The sequence below is a fragment of the Limosilactobacillus kribbianus genome, assembly GCF_026413145.1.
Taxonomy (GTDB): Bacteria; Bacillota; Bacilli; order Lactobacillales; family Lactobacillaceae; genus Limosilactobacillus; species Limosilactobacillus kribbianus.
The window spans coordinates 22,927-47,319 of sequence record NZ_JAOVYZ010000007.1 but is presented as its reverse complement, the minus strand read 5'-3'; the positions used below and the strand labels follow the sequence as shown (position 1 = coordinate 47,319).

Here is a 24,393-nt window from a genome sequence, read left to right as displayed (position 1 = left end):
ATTCCTCCTTAGTTGGCGAAGAAACGGTGGTAGATGGCCCGGACGGCGTTGTCGGCGTCCTTGTCGAAGGTCCCGATCATGATTGAGATCCGGGAGGCCCCCTGGTTGATCATCGGCACGGCGATGTGGTTTTTGGCCAGCGGCTCCAGGATATCGTTGATGACCCCGACCCGGTTGCGCATGCCCTCGCCGACGACCATCGTGATCGCGTAGTTGTCGATCCATTCGAGGTGGTCGGGATTGACGGTTTCCTGGATCTCGTTGCTGACTTCGTCGATCAGCTGATCATTGATCTGGTCGCGGTCGAGGATAATCGTGATGTCGTCGATCCCGGACGGCATGTGTTCATAGGAGATGCCGTGCTTGGCCAGGATTTGCAGGATTCGCAGGGTGAAACCAATTTGCTTGTTCAACAGGTATTTGTGCAGGTACAGGGCGGCGAAGTGCTTGCCGCTGACGATCCCGGTGACGATGTCGCGGGGCTGGAAATTCTTGTCCGGCACGATCAGCGTTCCCGGCTTTTCCGGGTGCTGGGTGTTCTTGACGTTGATCGGTACGTTGCCCTGGATGGCCGGAATCAGGGCCTCGTCGTGGAAGACGGAGAAGCCCGCGTAGGAGAGCTCCCGCATCTCGCGGTAGGTCATCTTGGTGATCGGCTCGGGGTCGTCGATGACGTTTGGATTGGCCGAGTAGATGGCGTCGACGTCGGTGAAGTTTTCGTAGAGGTCGGCGTGGAGCCCGCGGGCCAGGATTGCCCCGGTGATGTCAGAGCCGCCGCGGGAGAAGGTGGCGATGTGGCCGGCCAGGGTGATTCCGTAGAAACCGGGGAAGACGAGCAGTTCGCTTTGCTTAGCCGTGAAGTGGTCCAGCAGGCTGTAGGTCTCGGGGATGACATTGGCGTTATTGGGCGTCCCGGTGACCCGGATCCCGGCTTCAGTTGGCGTCACGAAGCGGGCCTCGTAGCCAAGATGGTTCAAGACGGCCGCCATCAGCATGGCGTTGGACCGCTCCCCGTGGGCCTTGAAGGCGGCCATCAGGTAGTGGTTATTCGGGTACTTGCCGGCGGGCAGGTCGTGGAGACGCTGGATCAGGTCGGTTAGCTTTTCGGCGGGCAGGTTAAAATACTTGGCAATCGCCTGATAACGGCTGATGATTTGGGTGAGAACGTCGTCGTAGGGCTGCTTGTTGATGACCCGGTGGGCGTATTCGATCAGTAGATCGGTCACCTTGATGTCATCGGGAGTCCGCTTGCCGGGGGCGGAGGTGACGATTACCCGTCGCTCGGGATCGGCCGTGATGATTTTGATTGCCTGGGCAAAGGTCTCCCCATCTGCCAGGGAGCTGCCGCCAAATTTTACTACTTTCATTGCTAAGAACTCCTTGCGGGCGATAATTAGACTTACTAATTATTGCTAAATTATTTTAACCGAATTTTAACATGGAACTTAAAATAAGCAAGCCGTTTTATTTTGTCAACCCGATAGAATAACGTTTTACTTCATATAAGCAACTTATTTAATTTGTGAAAAATTAATTTACCCGCTTGACTTTCTCATTATTTGGTATAAGCTATAAACATAAATCGAAGAGGCGCAGCCAACACTAGTAAGCAATCGGAGCCAGCCAAGCAAGGATGATTGCCGAACAGGGCGGCTGCCGAAGCGCTTAGTCTGGCAGGGCTAGGTTGGCTGGGGCGTGGCCTAATAAGTCACGGACTGTCGCAGGACACATAATCAGCCTGCGTTGCGCTATCGACAAATTAAATGGATCAATCAAATCCACTGTTTGTTTGCGCAGACAGTGGATCTTTTTTTACAGTTGATTCCCCACGCAAAGCAATGGAGGGAATAGCAGATGAATGAGCAGATTAGTGAGCAAGAGATTAACGCGGCCGGGCATTTGACGGTCGGGGGCTGTGACACAATCGAGTTGGCTAAGCAATACGGGACGCCGCTGGTGGTCTACGATGTTGCCAAGATTCGTGACCAGATTCGGCGTTTCCGGAAGGTCTTTGAGAAAAACAACGTTGACTACGCGGTCAGTTACGCCAGCAAGGCCTTCGCGGCGGTGGCCATCTACCAGGTCGCGGCAGCAGAGGGCGCCCACGTGGACGTCGTCTCGGCCGGGGAACTCTACACGGCAATCAAGGCCGGCTTCCCGATGGAGCGGGTCAGCTTCCACGGCAATAACAAGTCGAAAGAAGAGCTTGAAATGGCGATCCGTCACCATGTCGGCGTGATCATGCTGGATAACTTCCACGAGATCGATTTGCTGGCAGATCTCCTGGAAGCGGCGGACGCCAAGATTAAGGTGATGCTGCGGATCACGCCCGGGATTTCCGCCCACACGAATAAGTACATCCAGACCGGTCAGGTGGACAGCAAGTTCGGCTTTGACCTTGCATCCGGCCAAGCCGACCTGGCCCTGGAAAAGGTGCTGGCCAACCCACGGATGGAAATGGAAGGGCTCCACGCCCACATCGGTTCGCAGATCTTTGAACTGGCCGGCTTTGAAGGGGTGGCCAATAAGCTGGTTGAAGTTGCCAGCCACTGGCAAGAAAAGTATGGCTACCAAGCCCGGGTAATTAATGTCGGTGGGGGCTTCGGGATCCGTTACGTCAGCGGTGATCATCCGCTGATGCCGGAAGACTTCGTGGACGCGATCATCAAGGCCATCAAGCAGGCGATTGCTTCGACCGACCTGGCGATGCCGGCCATCTGGATTGAACCGGGCCGCTCGATCGTCGGTCCGGCCGGCTACAACCTCTACACGGTTGGTTCCCGCAAGGACGTGCCGGGGCTCAAGCCGTACGTGACCGTTGACGGTGGGATGGGCGACAACATTCGCCCCGCTCTCTACCAGGCTGAGTACGAAACGGTCCTCGCCAGCGATCCCCACGCCCCGATCAAGGAGCACGTTCGCCTGGCCGGCAAGTACTGCGAGTCCGGCGATATCCTGAGTCAGGATCAGGGCCTGCCGGCAACCAAGCCCGGGGATGTCCTGGCAATGCTCGACACAGGGGCCTATGGCTATTCAATGGCCTCCAACTACAACCGCAACCCGCGGCCGGCGGTGGTCTTTGCCGAAAATGGTCAATCCCAGGTCGTGATCGAGCGGGAAAGCCTGGATGACCTGGTGCACCTCGACCTTCCCTACCACGCCCAGTAATTTGTAATCCTATTAATATGTAGAAAGAAGTTTTGATTATGGCAGAATTAGACGCACAAACAATTATCAACTACATCGGTAACGCTCCCAAGAAGACCCCGGTCAAGGTTTACCTGAAGGGGGACCTGGCAGGTCTGACCTTCCCGGCAGGGATCGATGACTTTACCGAGGAACACAGCGGAGTCATCTTTGGCGACTGGGCGGACGTCAAGCCCTTCCTCGATCAACACCAGGATGTGATTGACAACTATCGGATCGAAAACAGCGCCCGCAATTCTGCCGTGCCATTGCTCGATCTGAAGGGGATTAACGCCCGGATTGAACCCGGCGCCATCATCCGTGACAAGGTCCTGATCGGCGACAACGCCGTCATCATGATGGGGGCGACGATCAACATTGGTGCCGAGATCGGTGCGGACTCGATGATCGACATGGGCGCCATCCTCGGTGGTCGGGCGATCGTCGGCAAGCACTGTCACATCGGTGCCGGAACCGTCCTAGCCGGGGTGGTGGAACCCGCTTCCGCCCAGCCGGTGCGGATTGATGACAACGTCCTGATCGGGGCCAACGCGGTCGTGATCGAGGGTGTCCACGTCGGCGAGGGTGCCGTCGTAGCGGCCGGGGCAATCGTCACCCACGACGTTGCTCCCCATACGATGGTGGCCGGGGTTCCCGCTAAGTTCGTCAAGAACGTCGATGATCAGACCAAGAGCAAAACCGGCCTGGAAGATGACCTGCGGAAGCTCTAAGGAGGGACGGTCATGCTGACTGAAGAACAACTAATCCAGGTCCGGCGCCACCTGCACGAGATTCCCGAGCTGGCCCTGCACGAATTTCAAACCCATGACTACCTATTAAAAGTTATCCAGGAATTTAACCAAGACAATCTGGAAATCCTGGTGCCGGAAAAGTTGCCAACCGCGATCCTGGTCCTGGTTCACGGGAGCGCCCCGCAACGAACGATCGGCTACCGGACCGACATCGATGCCCTGCCGGTGGAAGAACAGACTGGCCTGCCCTATGCCTCCCACCATCCGGGCGTCATGCACGCCTGTGGGCACGACATTCACATGACCGTCGCCCTGGGGGTGCTGAGCTACTTTAGTGACCATCAGCCTAAGGACAACTTGCTCTTCTTCTTCCAACCAGCGGAGGAGAGCGACTACGGCGGCAAGCGGGCCTATGAGGACGGTGTCTTTACCGGCAAGTGGCGCCCGGACGAATTCTACGGGCTGCACGATAATCCTGACCTGCCAGCCGGGGCGATCGGCTGTCGAATGGGAACGCTCTTTGCCGGGACCACCGAGGTCAACATCGACCTAACGGGAAAGGGCGGGCACGCCGCCTACCCGCAGGACGCCAACGATACGGTGGTGGCGGCCGCCAGCCTGATCATGCAGGTTCAGACCGTCATCTCGCGGAGCATTGACCCGATCCAAAGCGGGGTAATCACCCTCGGCAAAATCCAGGGCGGCAGCATTCGCAACGTCATTGCCGGCCACACCCGAATTGAGGGGACGATCCGCGGGCTGACCCAGACGATGATCCAAAAGATTGACCACCGCTTAGAGGAGATCTGTAAGGGGATCGGTGCCAGCTTCAACATGGAGGTCAAACTGGAACTCAACCAGGGTGGCTACTGGCCGGTAGAAAATAACCCCGCCCTGACGAAGGACTTCATTGACTACATGCAGCAGACCCCGGATGTGAACTTTATTGAGACCGCGCCGGCGATGACCGGTGAGGACTTCGGCTTCCTGTTGGCCCAGTTCCCGGGGACGATGTTCTGGCTGGGGGTTGATGACGACTCCCAGCTGCACTCTGCCACCTTAACGCCCAAGGAGAGTGCCATTCAAAAGGGCGTCGACGCCATCACCGGCTTTTTGATCCATCGGATGCAAGAGAATTAATTGGAGGAATTAAATTATGACAAGCTTACAAAATGCTGATTTACTGACCGCAATCGTAACCCCATTTAATGACCAGAACGAACTCGACTTCACTAGCCTGGAGAAGCTGACTAACCACCTAATCGCCCAGGGGAGCAACGGCTTTGTCATCGGTGGAACCACCGGTGAGACGCCAACCCTGTCCCATGACGAAAAGCTGGACCTTTACCGTCACTTCGGCCAGATCATTGACGGCCGCTTCCCGGTGATCGCTGGGACTGGGAGCAACAACACCCAGGAGACGATCGACTTCACCAATGAGGTGGCTCAGATCGACGGGATTGACTATGCCTTGGTCGTCGTGCCGCCGTACAACAAGCCAAATCAGCGAGGGATGATCGCCCACTTCACCGCCGTTGCCGACCAGGTCAATATTCCAATTATCATCTACAACATCCCGGGCCGGACCGGAGTCAAGATGGATGCCGCAACCGTGGTCGAATTGTCCCACAACCCGAACATCGCCGGGGTCAAGCAATGTGCTTCCCTGGAGGAAATGGAATACATCATCGAGCATGCCGCCGACAATTTCGCCATCTTCAGCGGTGAGGATGCCCAGGCCCTGACTGCTCGGGTCCTCGGTGCCAACGGGGTCATCTCCGTGGCTTCCCACTGCTACGCCCAGGAAATGCGTCAGATGTACGACCAGCTGTACTCCGGCAACTACCAAAAGGCGGCCCAGCTGCAGCGCCTGCTGACGCCAAAGATGGCGGCCCTCTTCATGTACCCGTCACCATCACCGGTCAAGGCGGTTCTGAATGCCCAGGGCTACGCGGTTGGTGGCTGCCGGCTGCCAATCCTGTCCTTAAATGACGAGGAAAAGGGTGCACTGGAGGCGGCCCTGGAGCTGCCGACTGGTTCGCTGAACGCCCAGGACCTGCCGGACAACCTGTAAGGAGGTCAGCAAGATGCAAAAAGTATTAATCGCCGGTGCGGCTGGCGCGATGGGGCAAAAGGCGGTGGCCCTGGTCAATTCACTGACCGACTTCGAGCTCACCGCCGTCCTGGCCCCCCACCTGGCGGACGAAGAAAAAGGGCAGTATCAGCTGGGGGCGGCGGTCAAGGTCTACCACCAGCTGGCTGAGATTGAGGACGGCGTGGCCGACATCTGGGTGGACTTTACCCTGCCGGACGCTGTTTACCCGAACGTCAAGTTTGCCCTCCAGCACGGCTTTGCGCCGATCGTCGGCACGACCGGCCTGACCGACGCCCAGGAGGCTGAGCTGATCCAGCTGAGCAAGGAGAAGCAGCTCGGTGGCATGATTGCCCCGAACTTCGGGATGTCAGCGGTTCTCTTGATGAAATTTGCCAAGGAGGCGGCGGCCTACTTCCCGGACGTTGAGGTGATCGAAATGCACCACGCCGACAAGAAGGATGCGCCATCGGGGACGGCACTGAGCACTGCCAAGCTGATCGCCGAAGTGCGGGAAGATCACGAGACCAATCCAGATGAGACGGAGAGCCTGGATGGTGTACGCGGCGGTGACTACCACGGGATCAAGATCCATTCCGTCCGCCTGCCGGGCTACATCGCCCACGAGCAGGTCCTTTTCGGAGGTGCCGGGGAGGCGCTGACGATTCGCCAGGACTCCTTTGATCGCCAGTCCTTCATGAGCGGGGTCAAGGTGGCCCTGGAAAAGGTTACCAACTTAAACGAATTAGTGGTTGGCTTGGAAAATATTCTTTAAATTAGTATCAAAAAACGGGGAATCTTTTAGCAAGAATTTCCTGTTTTTTTATGAGCAAGACCGTATGTTCGCTATACTAGTTTATTAAAAAATGGTAAAGTTAAAACTGTATACTTAACTACTAATGTAATTCTTGTATAAGAAATTTAATTTTGAAGGGAAGTCTTGCGGATGGTTAAACGTGTGCACCATCGATCTGTGACCCATTATCTTCTGATGGGAACGTTAGGGGCAGTGGGAGCGCTGGCCGTTTCAACCCAAATTGCTAGTGCCAACAGTGTCCTGGTTAAAGCAGGTGACACGGTTTGGAAGATCGCTCAGGAGAATAAGACAACCGTCAAGGCAATTGAGAATGCCAATGGTGGCGCAATTAAAAAGGTCAGCAACAGTGTTGACCTGATTTACGCTGGTCAACGGCTCCAATTGCCAGGCAGCGACCAAACGATGGCTGACGCGGATGCTAACGGTTATTACACTGTTGCTCCGGGGGATACTCTCAGCAAGATTGCCGAACACTTCAATCTTTCTGTCAGCACGTTAAAGGCTTTAAACGGGTTGACGAGTGATCAGCTTTACATTGGCCAACGCCTGCTGGTCGATGGTTCCCAAGCTACTGCCGTTTTGTCAACGCCAGATACCCAACAGACGGCGGTTACCACCAGCATAACGAATACGCCGGTTAGTCAATCGGTCGAAACAACTGCTACAAGCGCTCAAGAAACAGTGGTCGCAACTCCTGCCAGCGCAAGCACAGTGAGTGCCACTGATCCTGTTAGCGCAGCGGGTCAAATGAGTACCGCTGCTGCCGTTAATACCGACAGCAGTGCTGTGAGTCAGGCGGTCAGTGAAGCACCAAGTGAGGCACCAGCTACTTCTCCGGCTGCTAATCAGACGAGTCTGAGTAATTCAACGAGTACGCAGACAGCCCTGTCCACAGCTACCAGCCAGGTCAGCGCTTCATCGGCCGTTGCTCAATCACAGTCGACGGCTGCACAAACACAGACTTTCCAAGCCTCTGCAGTTGCCTCCACGGCTAGCGTCACTAATTCACAGGCAGCTGCTGCGACGTCAGCCGAAGCGGTTACCTCGACCAGCCAAGCACAGTCAGTAGCCTCCCAGACCGTTGCAGAATCATCTGCTGCTACCAGCACGCCGGTCTCTCAAGGTGCTGGTACCGTAACGACTAGCACAACAACCCCTGTTTCGACTAGTCAACCACAGGCAAGTGCCACGACGAGTACCACTGCTGTCAGCCAGGTTTCATCTCAACAGGTAAATAGTCAAGCTCAGCAAAAGCAGACGACCCAGTCCGCCACGACGCAGACTCAGTCTCAAACTGCCGCAACGACTACTGCTAACCAAAACCAAAGCACGACGACCAGCGACCTTCAATCGGGGTCAGTAGTCAGCCTGGCTGTTAAGATTGCAAACAGCAACAGTGTTCCTTACGTCTGGGGCGGTTCCTCACTGAGCGGGACGGATTGCTCTGGCTTGGTTGATTATGTCTACAAGAATGCCGAGGGTAAGCAGCTGCCGCATAACACGGTGGCCTTGGAGAGCTGCGTTAACCAGCATTCTGTCAGTCAGGCCCAGGCTGGGGACATCCTCTTTTGGGGACAGCACGGTGCAACCTACCACTGCGCAATTTATATCGGCAATAACCAGTACGTCGCTGCTGCAAAGCCGGGGACGAACGTTGCGACCTACACGATCAGCAGCTACTTCATGCCAAGCTTTGCCGGAACAGTTAAATAAATTGAAGATCAAAAAAGACTGATGAGTTTTTGCTCATCAGTCTTTTTTAATTTCAGTTAAGGATTGCTGGCGGAAGGGATAGGTAGCTGTTGACATGGTAAGATCCATGAACTGGTTCCCCATCTCCTCACCATCCACCTGGCCAAACTCAAGTGAAGTGGTTGTGACGTGAAAGCGATGCCCGTGGTAATGATTGGCCAGCCGTGAATCCATCAGCTTACCATGGGCGAGTTGAATTAACTGCCAGAAAGTGGTTGGCCAACTGCGCCGCTCGGCGATCACGAGATCTAAGCCGTTCTGGTCGAGACTAGCACTGGGTGCGATTTGAAAACCGCCGCCAATGTATGGGTGGTTGGTGACTACTACGATGTAGGCTTTTTCAAAGAACTCGCGACCATGCTCGCCCTGAGCCATCAAGGAGAAAGGCGCTTGATTGTAAAGCACTGCCATGGCCTGAGAAGCGTAGGCAAAATGCCCCAGCCGGTGATGACGATTTAGTCTTCGTTTGGCCTTGGAGGAATTGGTCCGACTGACGATGGCGGCATCGAAGCCGATCCCGACATTATTGAGAAAATAGTGATCCGTCTTCTTAATGGCATCACGGTAGTGTCCAATGTTGATGGTCCGAGTCTGGTCAGCGTCCAGAATCTGGTGAAGGGCCGTGCGGGGGTCCAAAGAAATTCCGTAGGCGCGGGCAAAGTCGTTGCCGGTGCCGGCTGGAATGTAGGCGAGGGGAAGGGGCTGAGTCGGTGCTGCCTTAATTAAACCGTTTAAGACCTCGTGCAAGGTGCCGTCGCCGCCCATCGCGATGACGACCGTTTCCTTAGCTGACTGGGCTTGAGTCAGCTTGGTGGCGAGATAGGTCGCATGCCCCGCGTACTTAGTAAATTGATGGTGATAGTCAACTTGTAAATTATCAAGCTCCTGCTGAATGGCCAGCCAAGCCTCCTTGGCATAGCCGTTTCCCGCGGTTGGATTAATGATTATTGAATAATGCATCGTTATTCTTCCTTTGGTAAATAAGCGAAGGGGGTTGTGACAAAATTCACTTTGTCACAACCCCCTAACCAACATTATTACTTTTCGTCAAATGTTGTCATCTTAAAATTAGGATTTTGCTTTTCGTAAGCGAGGGCCTTGTCGTCCAACTGTTCAACGTACTCGATCATGTAATCGGTGTTGTGCTCAACCATCAAAAGGGCCTCGGCTTCAGAGTCGGCTTCAATGAATAATGATTGAGTGTTTTCACGGACGGGCCGCTTGGTTTTGTCCGGTTGGTAGTATACCTTAAAAGTCATACTGTTCAAAACTCCTTATTATCGAAATTAATTACTTTACCTATTCTAGCACAACTAATCAATGCTGTCTTAGAATTTCCTAACATGGTATCATTAAAACAGATATTATACCAAATGAGGTGGAGAAAATGCGACTATTTTGGATATGTGTAGTGGCAATCCTGATCGTTTTAGCCTTATATGTGGCAATTCACCGGATCCTGATCAACCGGGCGACCTTAATGCTGCGCAACCGTGCTCAACAGGTCACGGACGAAGCAGTTAATCAAAGCCTGCAGAAGCTGTTAGGCTGGGACAAACAGCTTTCCTCCCAACTGGTGGCTGATGTTTGGGGCAAGGGCGTTTTAGCCTTTGAATACCATTTTGACTACCGGCAACTGGAAAAGAGCCTCGACCGGGATCGTTTAAGTCAGGAACTGACTGCTTATGCCGAGCACAAAAAGCTGAGTGCTTTTAAGCCCGGTCGGCCAGTTTTTGTAGTGACCGACTGGTGGGAATACGAGGGTATCTTACACATTGATGTGGCCTACCTATTGAATGAGTCGACGGTGGAATACGTCAGTGATCTGAAACGCTTGAATCGTCATAGTAAATAAAAAGCAGCGAAAATTTTCGCTGCTTTTTATTTACTTAGCTAATCATGATCGTGTCTTCAGGGGCTTCAAACGGGTGTTCCTTATTGATGTGGTCGTAAAAGAGCATCCCGTGAAGGTGATCAATTTCGTGTTGGCAAACGATTGCCGGGTAGTTTTTCAAACGAATCTGGTGGGTTTCACCATTAACGTCCTGGTAACGCAGAGTGATTCTGTCATGCCGGGGAACATAGCCAGGAACGTCCTTGTCTACGGACAGGCAGCCCTCTCCCTCAGTCAGTGCTGCATACTGGACGGATTCACTGACGATCACCGGATTGATGATGACGTCCTTGAAAAGCGGCTTGCCGTCGCTTTTGTCATCGCCCTCCAATGGTGGAACTAAGACAGCTGCCATCTGCTTGGAAACTCCCACTTGGGGAGCAGCTAGACCGACACCGGCCCGCAACTTATACTTTTCGCAGAGTTCAGGGTCTTGACTTACTTCCAGGTACTTCATCATGTTCTTGGCCAGGTCCTGCTCTTCTTTTGACAGGGGGAATTCAACCTTGGCCGCACGTTTCCGCAAAACGGGATTACCGTCACGGGTAATATCCTTCATCAGATACAAGAATATTCGCCTCCAAATTTACTCTATCTAATTATTTTATCATACTAAAGTTAACTTGCTGACTAAAATCGCCCTTTTTCGTAAAAAGCTACGGAAAAGTTTAAAATAACTTGTTCACAAAGACTTTTTAGGCAAATTTTGCTAAAAAAGTCTATGAAAGCGCTTGTTTTATATCCGAAAGCGTCTATACTAGAAACTGTAAGTAGGCAATCGCTTACATGATGTTAATTGGATTTGGAAAGGGATGTTTTATAATGGCCAATGCTGTTGACTTTGCAAAGATTAAAGCCGATGAAGGCGCTGCATACGCAAAGCCTGTTCAAATTCTTGATAATGATGGAAACGTTGTTAACAAGGACTTAATGGCTAATTTCACTGATGACCAAATTGTAGACTTAATGAAGAAAATGGTTTGGGAACGTGCCCTGCACGAACAAACGATGAGCTTCTCACAACAAGGACGGTTAGGGTTCTACGCTCCAACTTGGGGTGAGGAAGCTTCTGAAATGGGTACTGCATCAGCATTCCAAAAGCAAGACTTTCTTTGCCCAGCATACCGTGACTTACCACAATTAATTCAACACGGTGCTACTGTGGCTCAAATGTATCTCTGGTCAAAGGGTCACATCAAGGGGAACCTCTTTGATGCTCGTGCTCTTCGTCCACAAATCATCATTGGTGCTCAGATGGTTGAAATGGCCGGTGCTGCTCTTGGTATTAAGAAGAACGGTGAAAAGGATGCCGTTGCTTATGCCTACACTGGTGAAGGTGGTTCTTCACAGGGTGACACCTACGAAGGGATGAACTTCGCCGGTGCCTTCCAAGCACCTGCCGTATTCATCATCCAGAACAACGGATGGGCTATTTCTTACCCACGGAAGCTGCAAACTAAGGCTCAAACCATTGCTCAAAAGGGTGTTGCTGCTGGTATCCCAGGCGTTCAAGTCGACGGGATGGATGTACTGGCATGTTACGAAGTTGCCAAGGAAGCACGTGAATTCGCTGCTGCTGGCAACGGCCCAGTTCTGATTGAAACCTTGACTTACCGGTTTGGTGCTCACAGTTCTGCTGGTGACGATCCTAGTCGGTACCGTACCAAGGAAGAAGAAAAGCCTTGGTTCGACAAGGACCCACTGATTCGGCTTCGGAAGTACTTAACCAAGAAGGGTCTCTGGTCTGAAGAAGAAGAAAAGAAGTACGCTGATGAATGCAAGGAAGACTTCAAGAAGCAAATGAAGGAAGCCGACTCTGTTGAACCAGAAAAGGTTTCTGACATGTTGAAGCGGACCTTCGAAGTACCAACCCCAGATATCAAGGAACAAATTAAAGAGTACGAAGCAAAGGAGTCGAAGTAATCATGGCTAAAAAGACATATATCAAAGCTATTACTGAAGGTATTGACATTGCTTTGGCTGAAGATCCAAAGACGCTGGTCTTCGGTGAAGATGTTGGTAAGAACGGTGGTGTCTTCCGTGCCACCAATGGCTTACAAGATAAGTACGGTCAAGATCGTGTATTCAGTACTCCACTGGCTGAATCAGGGATCCTGGGCATGTCAATTGGTTTAGCTGCTACTGGTTGGCGTCCAGTTCCAGAAATCCAGTTCATGGGCTTCACCTTTGAAGCAATGGACTCCATTGCCGGACAGATGTCACGTGTTCGTTTCCAATACAATGGTACCAAGAACATGCCAATCACCATTCGGACTCCTTACGGTGGTGGTACTCACACTGCTGAACTCCACGGGGATGACCTTGAAAACTTCTTCGTTGGTATCCCAGGTCTGCGGGTAGTTACCCCAAGTTCCGCTTACGATGCTAAGGGTCTGGTAATTTCCGCTATTGAAAACAACGACCCAGTTCTGTTCCTTGAAAACCTTCGTCTTTACCGTTCTGTTAAGGGTGAAGTTCCTGACGACAAGTACACCGTTCCGTTGGACAAGGCTAACGTTGTTCAGGAAGGTAATGACGTTACGATCGTTACCTATGGTGGTATGGTTCCTGAAGCTGTCAAGGCTGCTAAGAAGCTGGCTAAGGACAACATTTCTGCCGAAGTTATTGACCTTCGTTCACTCTACCCACTTGACACTGACACCATCTTTGAATCCATCAAGAAGACTCACCACGTTGTAGTTGTTCAGGAATCTCAAAAGATGGCCGGTGTTGGTGCCCAGGTTGCTTCCGCAATTTCTGAAGGTGCCATCATGTACCTGGATGCTCCTATCTCCCGTGTTGCTGCACCTAACTCTGTCTACCCATTCCCAATGGCAGAAGATGTATGGCTTCCACGTGCCAAGGAAGTTGAAGAAGCAGCTCGTCAAGTAGTTAACTATTAATCACGGCTTTGCCTACTGATTAATTAGAAAGGAAGTTAAATTAATATGGCTTACAAATTCAGACTACCTGAAATGGGTGAAGGCCTTACTGAAGGTGACGTTGCTTCATTCCTGGTTAAGGAAGGCGACGCTATCAAGGCTGACGATCCATTAGTAGAAATTCAAACCGATAAGTCCACCACCCAACTGGTATCTCCAGTTGACGGGACCGTTACCAAGCTGGATGCTAAGGAAGACGATCACGTTGAAAAGGGTGACGACCTGGTTGAAATCGACGATGGCAAGGACGGCGTAAGCACTAACGTCGAAGGTGACGATGACGAAGGTGGCAGTGACGCTGATGAAGCACCTGCTGAAGAAGAATCCGAAGCTCCAGCAGAATCCACTGCTCCTGCTGCTCCAGCCGCACCTGCTAAGGGTGGCGTTGCTCCACTTGCTGAGCCAAACAAGCTGGTTATGGCAATGCCTTCCGTTCGTCAGTATGCCCGTGACAAGGGTGTTGACATCTCCTTAGTACAACCAAGTGGTAACCACGGTCAAGTACTGAAGGAAGATATCGACAACTTCAACGGTGCTGCTCCAGCTGCTGGTGCTGCTACCGCTGCTGCACCTGTTGCTAAGGCTGGTAACACCATCAAGCCTTACACTGGTGCTGGTGAAGATGCCGAGACTCGTGAACCGCTGTCCAACATGCGGAAGATCATTGCTAAGAACATGCGTGAATCTGCCGACATCAGTCCAATGGTTACTGTCTTCGCTAATGCCGAAGTATCTAAGATGATGGCAAATCGGAAGAAGTACAAGGCTGTTGCTGCTGATGAAGGCATTCACCTGACCTTCCTGCCTTACGTTGTTAAGGCGATCATCGCAATGATGAAGAAGTACCCAGAATTCAATGCTTCCATTGATGACAGTACTCAAGAATTAGTTCAGAAGCACTACTACAACATTGGGATTGCTACCAGCACTGACCACGGTCTGTACAACCCGAACATCAAGAACGCTGATTCCAAGAGTATGTTTGAAATTGCTAAGGAAATCTCCGACAACGCTCAGGCTGCCGAAGACAACAAGCTGAGCCCAGAAAGCATGGCTCACGGCTCCATTACGATTTCTAACATTGGTTCTATGCGTGGTGGCTGGTTCACTCCAATCATCAACCAACCAGAAGTTGCTATCCTCGGGATGGGTACGATTGCTACTGAACCAGTTGTTAACGACGAAGGCGAAATCGTTGTTGGTCACAACATGAAGCTGTCGCTGACTGTTGATCACCGTCTGATTGATGGTGCATTAGCTACTGAAGCTCTGAACTACCTGAAGAAGCTTCTGGAAGATCCTGAATTGTTAATGATGGAGGGCTAATAAGTATGGCTGACGTTGAAAAGAAAGATACGGTTATTGTTGGTGGGGGCCCCGGTGGCTACGTTGCCGCTATTCGGGCTTCCGAATTAGGCCAGAAGGTTACCCTGATTGAAAAGGGTGATCCAGGTCTGGGTGGTGTCTGCCTGAACATTGGTTGTGTCCCATCAAAGGCTTTAATTGCCGCTGGTCATCGTCTTCAAGAAACATTGGATTCCAGCACCTATGGTGTTTCCAAGACCAATGCAACGATTGATTTCAAGAAGACCCAGGACTGGAAGCAGAAGAAGGTCGTTGACCGGATGACCCGTGGGGTTAAGATGCTGCTCAAGAAGCACAAGGTTGAAATCATTGATGGTGTTGCCATGATGGACAACGACCACCAACTCCGGGTTCTGAAGTCTGGTCCAAAGCAATTCATGGACTTCGACGGCGGTCGGAAGATCGAATGGAATAACCTGATTTTGGCTACTGGTTCTCGTCCAGTGGAAATTCCGAACTTCAAGTTTGAAGGCCGGGTTATCGACTCTACTGGTGGCCTGAACCTGCCTGAGATCCCAAAGGAATTTGTTGTTATCGGTGGTGGTTACATCGGGACTGAACTGGCTGGTGCATATGCTGACCTTGGTTCTCACGTAACAATCATTGAAGGTACTGACAGTATTCTTGGTGGCTTCGACAAGGACATGGTTAAGGTTGTTGTTAAGAACCTGAAGAAGAAGGGCATTGACATCATCACTGGTGCCATGGCCAAGAACTCGACGCAGGATGACTCCAGTGTTACGGTAACTTACGAAGTTGACGGTAAGGAAAGCAGCATCAAGGCTGACTACTGCATGGTTTCTGTTGGTCGGAAGCCAAACACCGACAACTTTGGCCTGGACATGACGAGTGTCAAGATGGACGACCACGGCAAGGTTATCGTTGACAAGCAGGGTAAGACCAATGTCGATCACATCTACGCTGTTGGTGACATGGTTCCCGGCCCAGCATTGGCTCACAAGGCATTCTTCGAAGGTAAGACTGCCGCTGGAGCGATTGCCGGTAAGAACACTGCTAATGACTGGGTAGGGGTACCTGCTGTTTGCTTCGCTGATCCAGAGCTTGCCCAAGTCGGCATGACTGCTAGTGAAGCTAAGGACAAGGGCATTGAAGTTGCCACTGCGCAATTCCCATTTGCTGGGAACGCACGGGCGGTTTCACTTGACCAACCAGATGGCTTTGTTCGCTTCGTTTACACGAAGGAAAAGAAGAACGTCGTTGGTGCCCAGGTTGTTGGTCCAGAAGCAAGTACGCTTGCTGGTGAACTATCATTAATCGTTAACTGCGGAATGAACGTTGAAGATGTTGCTTTGACGATTCACCCACACCCAACCCTTAATGAACCAATTCAGGAAGCTGCTGATGTTGCTCTGGGTCTACCAACTCACATCTAATCATCAACATCTGAATCAAATCCAAAAACGTGTTGTCAGAAATGGCAACGCGTTTTTGGATTTTAAAGGAAAATCCACCAATCGCTTGTGCAGAATTGTATAATGGAATAAATAAGCTGAGGGGGGTTCTAGAATGCAGAACAAGAGTTATTCCTACCCGTTGAATCCAGAATGGTCAACACAGGAGATGGAGACCGTGATCGCAATGCTGCGCGCGGTAGAGGATGCCTATGAAGTTGGAATTAAGCGTGATGAAGTCTTGAAGCGTTATCGGGCATTTAAGCAAATCGTAAATTCTAAGGCAGAAGAGAAACAGATTGGCCGGGAATTTGAGAAAGAATCGGGTTATGTTTTGTATCAAGTAGTCAAGCAGGCTCAGGATTCTTCAGCCAAGACAATCAAGATGGCTGGCGATTAACGTGTTAGAAGAAATTGACTCAAGAGTGCAAAGGTTGCTGCGCCAGGTCAATCGATCGACCCTCGCGCAGTTGGATAGTACCTATCAGGTGGCAACGAAGAGCAATTATAATGACCTAGTGACTAGCATTGACCGGCAGAACGAACGGACCCTTAACCAGGGACTACGGGAAGTTGATCCCGCCGCCCGGATCCTTAGTGAAGAAGGGATTGGCGATGATGAGGTCCTTAACCTTGCCGGGCACGTCTGGATCGTAGACCCGTTGGACGGAACGCTGAACTTTGTAAAGCAACATGACAATTTTGGAATCATGCTGGCCCTTTACATTGATGGGCGGCCGACGCTTGGTTACATTATGGATTCGGTCAATAATGATCTTTATCATGGCGGCAATCACTGGGGCGTCTTTAAAAATGAAGAACGGCTTGTCCCACCAGTCGATACCACCCTGCGGCAAAGCCTGATCGCCGTCAGCAGTGCGCTGATTTTACGCAACGTTGCCAATCTGCCGGCCGTGGCCCAAGCGGCGAGTGGTTTGCGGATGTATGGCAGTGCGGCTAAGGAAATGATTGGCGTCCTGACCGGCGAGCTCGGCGCCTACGTTTCCTGGCTCAAGCCTTGGGACCTGGCGGCCGGACGAGTTCTGGCGGAAGAATTGGGATTGAGTGTGAAATCAATTGACGGTGATGGAATAAATGTGCTATCATCTAATCTTGTATTAGTAGCAACGAATGGGGTCGCGCGTGACATCCTCACCCGGACCGAGTAGTTGTGGGGGCTGTGACGGCTTTGTCACAGTTTTTTTATGAAATCAGTCTCAATCCAGTGTATACTAGTTAAGATGAAATTAGGTTGATATGAAAGGAAGAATTACGCTTTGAAATCTCGTGATGATATTCGTAATATTGCGATTATTGCCCACGTTGACCACGGTAAGACGACCCTGGTTAACGAAATGCTGAAGCAATCTGACACTCTGCCGGAACACTTCAGCATTCAAGATCGGGCCATGGACACGAACGCCATTGAACGTGAACGTGGTATTACCATCCTGTCTAAGAACACGGCCGTAAAGTACGGCAAGTACCAGATCAACATCCTGGATACCCCAGGTCACGCCGACTTCGGTGGTGAAGTTGAACGGGTGATGAAGATGGTTGACGGGGTTCTGCTGGTTGTCGATGCCTTTGAAGGGACCATGCCACAGACCCGCTTCGTCCTGAAGAAGGCCCTGGAACAACACCTGACCCCAATCGTGGTTATCAACAAGGTTGACCGGAAGGGTGCTCGTCCGGAAGAAGTTGTCGACGAAGTTTTGGACCTCTTCATTGAACTGGGTGCCGATGAAGACCAACTGGACTTCCCAGTGGTTTACACTTCTGCTATGAACGGTACTTCTAGCTACGATTCTGACATTTCCACGCAGAAGCACACCATGAAGCCACTCTTCGACACGATCATCAAGACGATCCCGGCTCCAATTGACAACTCCGACGAACCACTGCAGTTCCAAGTTGCCATCCTGGATTACAATGACTTCGTTGGTCGAATTGGGATCGGCCGGATTTTCCGGGGGAAGATCAAGGTCGGTGACAATGTTACCCTGATGAAGCTGGACGGAACCAAGAAGAACTTCCGGGTTACTAAGCTCTTCGGGTTCTTCGGTCTGAAGCGGTTGGAAATCAAGGAAGCCGAAGCCGGTGACCTGATTGCCGTTTCCGGAATGGAAGACATTAACGTTGGTGAAACGGTAACCGACCCGAACCATCCTGAAGCACTGAAGCCACTGCGGATTGATCCACCGACGCTGCGGATGACTTTCCGGACCAACGATTCACCATTTGCTGGTCGGGAAGGTAAGTTTGTCACTGCCCGTCAGCTGGAAGACCGGCTGAAGCGGGAAATGCAGACTGACGTTTCCCTGAAGGTCGATGATACCGATGATCCAGGTGCCTGGACCGTTTCCGGTCGTGGTGAGCTCCACCTGTCCATCCTGATCGAAACCCTGCGGCGGGAAGGCTACGAACTGTCCGTTTCCCGTCCAGAAGTTATCTACCGGGAAATCGACGGGACGATGTGCGAACCATTTGAAGAGGTTCAAATCGATACCCCTGATGAATACACTGGTGCCGTGATTGACAGCCTTTCCAAGCGCAAGGGTGAGATGCAGAACATGGAACCAGGCGAGAACGGCCAGACGCGGCTGATCTTCCTGGCACCGTCACGTGGGTTGATCGGTTACTCCACGGAATTCATGACCCTGACCCGTGGTTACGGGATCATGAGCCACACCTTTGAGAAGTACGCTCCAGTGATCAAGAACTGGAACCCTGGCCGGCAGAAGGGGACTCTGGTTTCCATGAATGCCGGGAAGGCAACTACCTACGCCATGATGGGAATCGAAAGTCGTGGTCAACTGCTGATCGATCCAGGAACGGAAGTCTACGAAGGGATGATTGTTGGTGAAAACAGCCGTGAAAACGACATCACCGTCAACATCACCAAGGGGAAGAACCTGACCAACGTTCGTGCCGCTGGTTCCGATGAAATGGCTCACATTAAGACGCCAACCCACTTCTCACTGGAAGAATCACTCGAATTCCTGAACGAGGATGAATACTGTGAAGTTACTCCAGAGAACATTCGCCTGCGCAAGAAGATCTTGAACACGAATGCCCGGGAAAAGGAAGCTAAGCGCCGTCGTGCTGCTTCCCGGAAGTAATCAAACGCCTAAGATTTAATAAAACCCGAAAAGCAAAACGATGCTTTTCGGGTTTTAGTCTATTCTAATGCTATAATAGACAAGACAATTTATTTTGAGCAGGTGTGCTTTAGTGAAAAAACTAAAAATCAAGCGGCCGCATTTCGCCTGGTCGCAGTTAAAACAGAATTGGCGTTCCTGGGACTATTACCTGATGGTACCCTACTTGATTCTCTGTGTCACGGGGATTGTGATGGTCTACTCGTCTAGTGCTGGAATTGAGATGCAAAACGGTGGAACCCCCCAGGCCTATTTGGTGAAGCAAACGCTCTATGTTATCCTGGGCCTAATGGTAATGTTTTTCTTTGCCAACTACTCCCTGGAGCATTTTCGTCAGCGCAAGTTTCTGGAGTACTCAACCATAATTATGGGTTTCCTCTTAGTAATAGTTCTGATCCTCGGCCGGGCCGTCAACGGGGCCCGCGGCTGGATCAACCTTGGTCCTGTCAACATTCAGCCGGTGGAGTTCTGTAAACTTTACTTCATTCTCTACCTGGCTGATCGAATGGCCCGGGCCCGGCAGCATGGTCGCCACTTCCTGGAAACCAAGTCGTCGATCGGTCCGCTTGTAGTAGCGGGAGCCTACCTAATACTGATTTTTGTTCAACCCGACACTGGTGGGGTGGCGATTAACTTTGCAATCATCGCGGTGATGATTCTGGCCTGCGATATGCGCTGGGCCTTCGGGGTTTCCATGATCGTCGGTGTGCCGTTGGTTTTGTACATCGGGCTCCAGCAGGCGATCATTAACGGCTGGATCCATGGTGGTTACCGGGCTCAGCGATTCATCGCCTTCATGAACCCCTTCGGTAATGCCAGCGGTTCGGGGAGCCAACTCGTCAATTCCTATTACGCCATCAGCAACGGTGGAATTTTTGGGGTTGGTCTAGGAAATAGTGTTCAGAAGATGGGCTACCTGCCCGAACCCAACACCGACTTTATTATGTCAATTACCAGTGAAGAGTTGGGCTTGGTTGGTGTGAGTGCAATTCTGATCCTTCTGTTGATTTTAATCTGCCGGATGATCCAGCTAGGGGTCCGGAGCAATTCCCTCTATATGACGTTGATTTGCTACGGGACGGCGACCTTCTTTAGCGTCGAAACCCTTTTTAACATCGGTGGGGTTCTAGGTCTACTGCCGATTACCGGGGTGACCTTCCCCTTTATTTCCTACGGGGGCTCCAGTATGCTGGTCCTGTCCGCAGCGGTTGGTATTATCATGAACATCAGTATTCAGCAAAACAAACGGCGCCTGGAAATGGGCTCCCCGTTTCTGACGACTAAATAAGGATATGGTATTATGTTTAAGTTGACACCCCGGCGGGCTCTTGTGGTCTACATTAATGGGAACCGCGTCATCAAGACGCTGCGGCGCTATGGCATTGTGCGCTATGTATCGCGGCGGATGCATTACGTGATTCTGTATGTTGATCAGGACCAAGTTGCGCCGGTGAAGGAAAAAATTCAAAAGTTGCGAGCGGTGCGATCGGTTGAGGAATCATATCGGCCGGATCTGGACCCCACTCTGACCGATCTGGAAATGACCGGTCTCTATAAATTACACGATGAGGATGACAAAAAATGAGAGTAGTAGCAGGTGATTTTCGGGGCCGGAAACTAAGTGCAGTTCCCGGAATGGCCACCCGACCAACTACCGACAAGGTTAAAGAAGCGCTCTTCAACATCATCGGTCCTTATTTTGACGGGGGCCAGAGCCTGGACCTGTTTGCCGGTAGCGGGGGCCTCAGTATTGAAGGAGTGTCGCGCGGGATTGCCAACGCGACCTTAATCGATCGCCAATACCAGGCGATCAAGACGATTCAGCACAATATTAGTGTGACCAAGCAGCCTGATAAGTTCACGGTTTACAAGATGGACGCCAGAAAGGCCCTGGGGATGCTTGGACATCAAGGGGAGTGCTTTGATTTGGTTTACCTCGATCCGCCCTATGCTAAGCAACAGATCTTAAAGGATTTGGCTAAGATGGTGGAGTTAAATTTGCTCAATGATGGAGCGACCATCGTGGCCGAAACCAACCAGGAGGCCGGTTTGCCGGCAGCGGATCTCGAGCACTTTGCCTTTGTACGGCGGCAAACATACGGTATCACAGTGCTAACGATTTATCGTTTTCGAAAGGAGTAGTTTAAGATGAAAGTAGCTGTATTTCCGGGGAGTTTTGACCCACTGACCTTGGGACACCTTGATCTGATCAAGCGGGGGAGCGCCCTTTTTGATCAGTTAGCGGTAGCCGTAATGACGAATACCAGCAAGAAGCCGTTGTTTACGGTGGAAGAACGGGTGGCTCAAATCAAGGAAGCTGTTGCCGGTCTGGACAACGTTTCGGTCATCACCGCCACTGGCTTGACGGTGGACCTGATGAATCGGATCGGGGCCGACTACCTGATGCGGGGATTGCGCAACAACACCGACTTTCAGTACGAACGTGACATTGCGGCGATGAATAACTTCTTAGATGACCAGTGCGAGACCGTCTTTTTCTTGGCTAAGCCGGAGTATCAGCACCTCTCAAGCAGTCTGCTGAAGGAAGTGACGTCTAACGGGGGCGACATTTCCGCCTATCTACCAGCAAACATCAATGCGGCATTGAAGAAGCGGTTGGAAGAACGACAACTGATGCGGGTAAAGGCACACAATGAAAAAGCAAGATAACCGGATATTACGCTGGATTGCGATCACACTGGGGATCGTCCTCTTCTTGGGCTGGTTCCTGTTGTGGCCGCTTAATTCATACATTGAAGCTCCGGGGAGTGCTACCAACCTACGATCCTTCGTCCGGGTGAAAAACCACCCTGATCCAGGGAAGGGGAGTTTTATGATCACCTCGGTCGCCCTGCAACAAGCCCGCCCGGCCACCTACTTGCTGGCCAAGGCGGTTCCGTACATGTCGATCGAAAAGGCTTCGGACGTGACGGGGGGCCAGAGCGGAGCGACCTTTGATCGAGTTCAGGATTTCTATATGAAGAGCTCAATCAACGAGGCAATTGCGGTGGCCTACAAGGCGGCCCACCAGCAGGTGACGAAGAAGTATCTGGGAATCTACGTCCTGCAGGTCCAATCGAATTCAAAGTTCAGGCACGCCATCAAGGTCGGGGATACCATTACCAAGGTCAACGGCCACCATTACAACACGGCCCAGGGCTTCCAGAAGTACATTGGTAAGCAGAAAGTTGGTTCACCGCTGACGGTTACTTACGTGCGCAACGGCCACACTCACCAGACAACTCACCGACTGGTTAAACTGACGAGTACCCGCTCCGGGATCGGCATCATCCTAACCAACAACATGAAGGTCAAGACAAAAATTCCGGTCAAGGTAAATCCGGGGCGGTTAGGTGGCCCATCCGGCGGTTTAATGTTCACACTGCAGATTTATGAACAGGTCAGTGGCCACGATCTTCAGCGGGGCCGCAAGATTGCCGGGACGGGGACGATTAGCTCCGATGGTACCGTCGGCGAGATCGGTGGAATCGACAAGAAAGTGATTGCCGCCCACCGCGCCGGGGCCACGATTTTCCTAGCGCCATACGTCAAGCCGACAAAGCTTCTGCTAAAGTATGAGGAGGGCCACCAGACCAACTATCAGCTGGCGAAGAAGACGGCAAAACGATATGCGCCGGGAATGAAAGTCGTGCCGGTCAGCTCGTTTAAGCAGGCAGTTCACTACCTCGAAAAATAATCATTTATTCTAAAAACTGGGAAAGGGAAACTTTTTCCAGTTTTTTTCGTGCGAAATAGGAAAATTTACGTATTTATATATATGGGAGGGGTGTTAAATGGAGAGACTACGTGAACTCTGGACAAGCTATTGCTACCAAATTTTGATCCTCGGGGCTCTGCTAATCTTAGTGGCCGGCTGGTACTTCAAGTCGCCGCAGCCAAGTCAGGCGGGCGAAACTCTGTCTAGCAGTCAACAATCGCTTGCGAGTCAGGCAACCAGTACTGCGTCGGCTGCATCCGGTCGCGTCTGTGTTGACGTCAAAGGCGCGGTCAAGCATCCGGGCGTCTACAAGCTGCGGGCCGGTGCACGGGTGGAAGAAGCAATTGCGGCGGCTGGGGGTGTTTTGGCGACGGCGGACATGAAACAGGTTAACCGTGCTAAACAACTGACCGATCAGCAGGTCGTCTACATTCCGCTTCCCGGGGAAAGTGTGCCAAACGCGCCTGGTGGGGAAACAAGCACGGAGGAGGCGAGCGGGAGCAGCGACCAGCCGATTGTCAACCTCAACACCGCAACCAAGGAACAGCTCTGCCAGATCACCGGCATCGGTGATAAGAAGGTCGAGTTGATCCTCCAATACCGTCAGGAACACGGCCAATTCAAGTCGGTTGACGATTTGAAACAGGTTAGTGGCTTTGGCGACAAGAGTGTCGACAAGATTCGAAGCCAGCTGGCCGTCTAATTTTTGGTTTGGGTGAATTGTTTGCTATAATATTCCAGATAAAGGAGTTGACAATTATGGTCAAAAAGCGAATTGATTGGGACCAGTATTTTATGATTCAGGCGGCCTTGTTGGCGTCACGCAGCACTTGCACGCGGCTCTCGGTCGGCGCCGTCTTGGTGCGGGACAAGCGGATCATCGCGGGGGGCTACAACGGCTCGGTGGCTGGCGACGAGCACTGCCTTGATGCCGGTTGTTACCTGCGCGATGGTCATTGTGTTCGGACGATCCACGCGGAGATGAACGCCATCTTGCAGTGTGCCAAGTTCGGCATTTCAACCGACGGGGCCAGCCTGTACGTGACCGATTTTCCGTGCCTGCAATGCACTAAGAGCCTTCTGCAGGCCGGTATTCGGGAGATTAACTACATTCGCAACTACCACAACGATGATTACGCAATGAAACTCATCCGCTTAAAGAACATTCAACTTCACCAAATTAAATTAGACGACAACATTTTAGACGAGGTTCACTTGGGCCAGTACATCCGGCCTGAGCAAAAGGGCTAATTCGTCATTACTGGATCTTTCCGGCGTTCACGGCTGGATTGGTTACGGTTG

At 51.8% G+C, this 24,393-nt stretch carries 25 protein-coding genes and 1 riboswitch; of the genes, 21 read left to right on the top strand and 4 right to left on the bottom strand.

Going from position 1 to position 24,393, the window contains the following annotated elements; all coding sequences use genetic code 11:
- Positions 1–8 precede the first annotated feature (8 nt).
- The gene (locus OCT58_RS03125; RefSeq protein WP_267201387.1) at positions 9–1,367 is read right to left on the bottom strand and encodes an aspartate kinase; all 1,359 of its coding nucleotides are present in this window, start codon (positions 1,365–1,367) and stop codon (positions 9–11) included.
- Positions 1,368–1,577: 210 nt separating this feature from the next.
- Positions 1,578–1,760: riboswitch (Lysine riboswitch) on the top strand.
- Between the two features lie 94 nt (positions 1,761–1,854).
- Between OCT58_RS03125 and lysA the strand changes: the two genes are divergently transcribed.
- From lysA to OCT58_RS03095, 6 genes are all read left to right on the top strand, one after another.
- Positions 1,855–3,168: a diaminopimelate decarboxylase gene (gene lysA / locus OCT58_RS03120; RefSeq protein WP_267201386.1), complete on the top strand. Its 1,314-nt coding sequence runs from the start codon at positions 1,855–1,857 to the stop codon at positions 3,166–3,168.
- Positions 3,169–3,206: 38 nt separating this feature from the next.
- A complete protein-coding gene (gene dapD, locus OCT58_RS03115) occupies positions 3,207–3,917 on the top strand; it encodes a 2,3,4,5-tetrahydropyridine-2,6-dicarboxylate N-acetyltransferase (protein WP_267201385.1) in 711 nt (236 codons plus the stop codon).
- A gap of 12 nt (positions 3,918–3,929) precedes the next feature.
- Positions 3,930–5,078: an N-acetyldiaminopimelate deacetylase gene (locus OCT58_RS03110; RefSeq protein ID WP_267201384.1), complete on the top strand. Its 1,149-nt coding sequence runs from the start codon at positions 3,930–3,932 to the stop codon at positions 5,076–5,078.
- A gap of 16 nt (positions 5,079–5,094) precedes the next feature.
- Positions 5,095–6,012 carry a 4-hydroxy-tetrahydrodipicolinate synthase gene (dapA, locus tag OCT58_RS03105; protein ID WP_267201383.1) on the top strand — a complete coding sequence of 306 codons (918 nt, stop codon included), beginning with the start codon at positions 5,095–5,097 and terminating at the stop codon, positions 6,010–6,012.
- Positions 6,013–6,025: 13 nt separating this feature from the next.
- Positions 6,026–6,805, top strand: coding sequence for a 4-hydroxy-tetrahydrodipicolinate reductase (gene dapB, locus OCT58_RS03100; protein ID WP_267201382.1), 780 nt, complete (start codon positions 6,026–6,028; stop codon positions 6,803–6,805).
- Positions 6,806–6,976: 171 nt separating this feature from the next.
- Positions 6,977–8,560 carry a C40 family peptidase gene (locus OCT58_RS03095; protein WP_267201381.1) on the top strand — a complete coding sequence of 528 codons (1,584 nt, stop codon included), beginning with the start codon at positions 6,977–6,979 and terminating at the stop codon, positions 8,558–8,560.
- Between the two features lie 36 nt (positions 8,561–8,596).
- On the opposite strand, the gene OCT58_RS03090 is transcribed toward OCT58_RS03095, so the two are convergent.
- On the bottom strand, positions 8,597–9,559 hold the full coding sequence (locus OCT58_RS03090) for a diacylglycerol/lipid kinase family protein (protein WP_267201380.1): 963 nt from the start codon (positions 9,557–9,559) through the stop codon (positions 8,597–8,599).
- 77 nt (positions 9,560–9,636) lie between these two features.
- Complete coding sequence (locus tag OCT58_RS03085) at positions 9,637–9,858, bottom strand: DNA-directed RNA polymerase subunit epsilon (protein ID WP_267201379.1); 222 nt, start codon at positions 9,856–9,858, stop codon at positions 9,637–9,639.
- A gap of 128 nt (positions 9,859–9,986) precedes the next feature.
- Between OCT58_RS03085 and OCT58_RS03080 the strand changes: the two genes are divergently transcribed.
- Positions 9,987–10,454 (top strand): hypothetical protein, encoded by a 468-nt coding sequence (locus OCT58_RS03080; RefSeq protein WP_267201378.1) that lies wholly within the window; start codon positions 9,987–9,989, stop codon positions 10,452–10,454.
- Between the two features lie 34 nt (positions 10,455–10,488).
- Here OCT58_RS03080 and def read toward each other — a convergent pair whose 3' ends face one another.
- Positions 10,489–11,061 (bottom strand): peptide deformylase, encoded by a 573-nt coding sequence (gene def, locus OCT58_RS03075; protein WP_267201376.1) that lies wholly within the window; start codon positions 11,059–11,061, stop codon positions 10,489–10,491.
- 254 nt (positions 11,062–11,315) lie between these two features.
- Between def and pdhA the strand changes: the two genes are divergently transcribed.
- The 14 genes from pdhA (at position 11,316) to OCT58_RS03005 (ending at position 24,342) form a co-directional block, all read left to right on the top strand.
- Positions 11,316–12,416, top strand: coding sequence for a pyruvate dehydrogenase (acetyl-transferring) E1 component subunit alpha (gene pdhA, locus OCT58_RS03070; RefSeq protein ID WP_267201375.1), 1,101 nt, complete (start codon positions 11,316–11,318; stop codon positions 12,414–12,416).
- Positions 12,417–12,418: 2 nt separating this feature from the next.
- Positions 12,419–13,396, top strand: a complete 978-nt coding sequence (locus OCT58_RS03065; protein ID WP_267201374.1) for an alpha-ketoacid dehydrogenase subunit beta — start codon at positions 12,419–12,421, stop codon at positions 13,394–13,396.
- Between the two features lie 45 nt (positions 13,397–13,441).
- The gene (locus tag OCT58_RS03060; RefSeq protein WP_267201373.1) at positions 13,442–14,761 is read left to right on the top strand and encodes a 2-oxo acid dehydrogenase subunit E2; all 1,320 of its coding nucleotides are present in this window, start codon (positions 13,442–13,444) and stop codon (positions 14,759–14,761) included.
- Positions 14,762–14,766: 5 nt separating this feature from the next.
- Positions 14,767–16,194 carry a dihydrolipoyl dehydrogenase gene (gene lpdA, locus OCT58_RS03055; RefSeq protein WP_267201372.1) on the top strand — a complete coding sequence of 476 codons (1,428 nt, stop codon included), beginning with the start codon at positions 14,767–14,769 and terminating at the stop codon, positions 16,192–16,194.
- Positions 16,195–16,327: 133 nt separating this feature from the next.
- The gene (locus OCT58_RS03050) at positions 16,328–16,612 is read left to right on the top strand and encodes a UPF0223 family protein (protein WP_267201371.1); all 285 of its coding nucleotides are present in this window, start codon (positions 16,328–16,330) and stop codon (positions 16,610–16,612) included.
- Between the two features lies 1 nt (position 16,613).
- Positions 16,614–17,381 (top strand): inositol monophosphatase family protein, encoded by a 768-nt coding sequence (locus tag OCT58_RS03045; protein WP_438361109.1) that lies wholly within the window; start codon positions 16,614–16,616, stop codon positions 17,379–17,381.
- 108 nt (positions 17,382–17,489) lie between these two features.
- Positions 17,490–19,334, top strand: coding sequence for a translational GTPase TypA (gene typA, locus OCT58_RS03040; protein WP_267201370.1), 1,845 nt, complete (start codon positions 17,490–17,492; stop codon positions 19,332–19,334).
- 112 nt (positions 19,335–19,446) lie between these two features.
- Entirely contained in the window at positions 19,447–20,661 is a 1,215-nt protein-coding gene (locus tag OCT58_RS03035) for an FtsW/RodA/SpoVE family cell cycle protein (RefSeq protein WP_438361108.1), read from the top strand.
- A gap of 12 nt (positions 20,662–20,673) precedes the next feature.
- Positions 20,674–20,958: a YlbG family protein gene (locus tag OCT58_RS03030; protein WP_267201369.1), complete on the top strand. Its 285-nt coding sequence runs from the start codon at positions 20,674–20,676 to the stop codon at positions 20,956–20,958.
- The gene (gene rsmD / locus OCT58_RS03025) at positions 20,955–21,515 is read left to right on the top strand and encodes a 16S rRNA (guanine(966)-N(2))-methyltransferase RsmD (RefSeq protein ID WP_267201368.1); all 561 of its coding nucleotides are present in this window, start codon (positions 20,955–20,957) and stop codon (positions 21,513–21,515) included. The genes OCT58_RS03030 and rsmD overlap by 4 nt, the downstream gene beginning before the upstream one ends.
- A gap of 6 nt (positions 21,516–21,521) precedes the next feature.
- Positions 21,522–22,043: a pantetheine-phosphate adenylyltransferase gene (gene coaD, locus OCT58_RS03020; RefSeq protein WP_267201367.1), complete on the top strand. Its 522-nt coding sequence runs from the start codon at positions 21,522–21,524 to the stop codon at positions 22,041–22,043.
- Positions 22,027–23,070 (top strand): SepM family pheromone-processing serine protease, encoded by a 1,044-nt coding sequence (locus tag OCT58_RS03015; protein ID WP_267201366.1) that lies wholly within the window; start codon positions 22,027–22,029, stop codon positions 23,068–23,070. The genes coaD and OCT58_RS03015 overlap by 17 nt, the downstream gene beginning before the upstream one ends.
- Before the next feature lie 97 nt (positions 23,071–23,167).
- Complete coding sequence (locus OCT58_RS03010; RefSeq protein WP_267201365.1) at positions 23,168–23,794, top strand: helix-hairpin-helix domain-containing protein; 627 nt, start codon at positions 23,168–23,170, stop codon at positions 23,792–23,794.
- Between the two features lie 56 nt (positions 23,795–23,850).
- On the top strand, positions 23,851–24,342 hold the full coding sequence (locus OCT58_RS03005) for a ComE operon protein 2 (protein ID WP_267201364.1): 492 nt from the start codon (positions 23,851–23,853) through the stop codon (positions 24,340–24,342).
- The last annotated feature ends 51 nt before the right edge of the window (positions 24,343–24,393 follow it).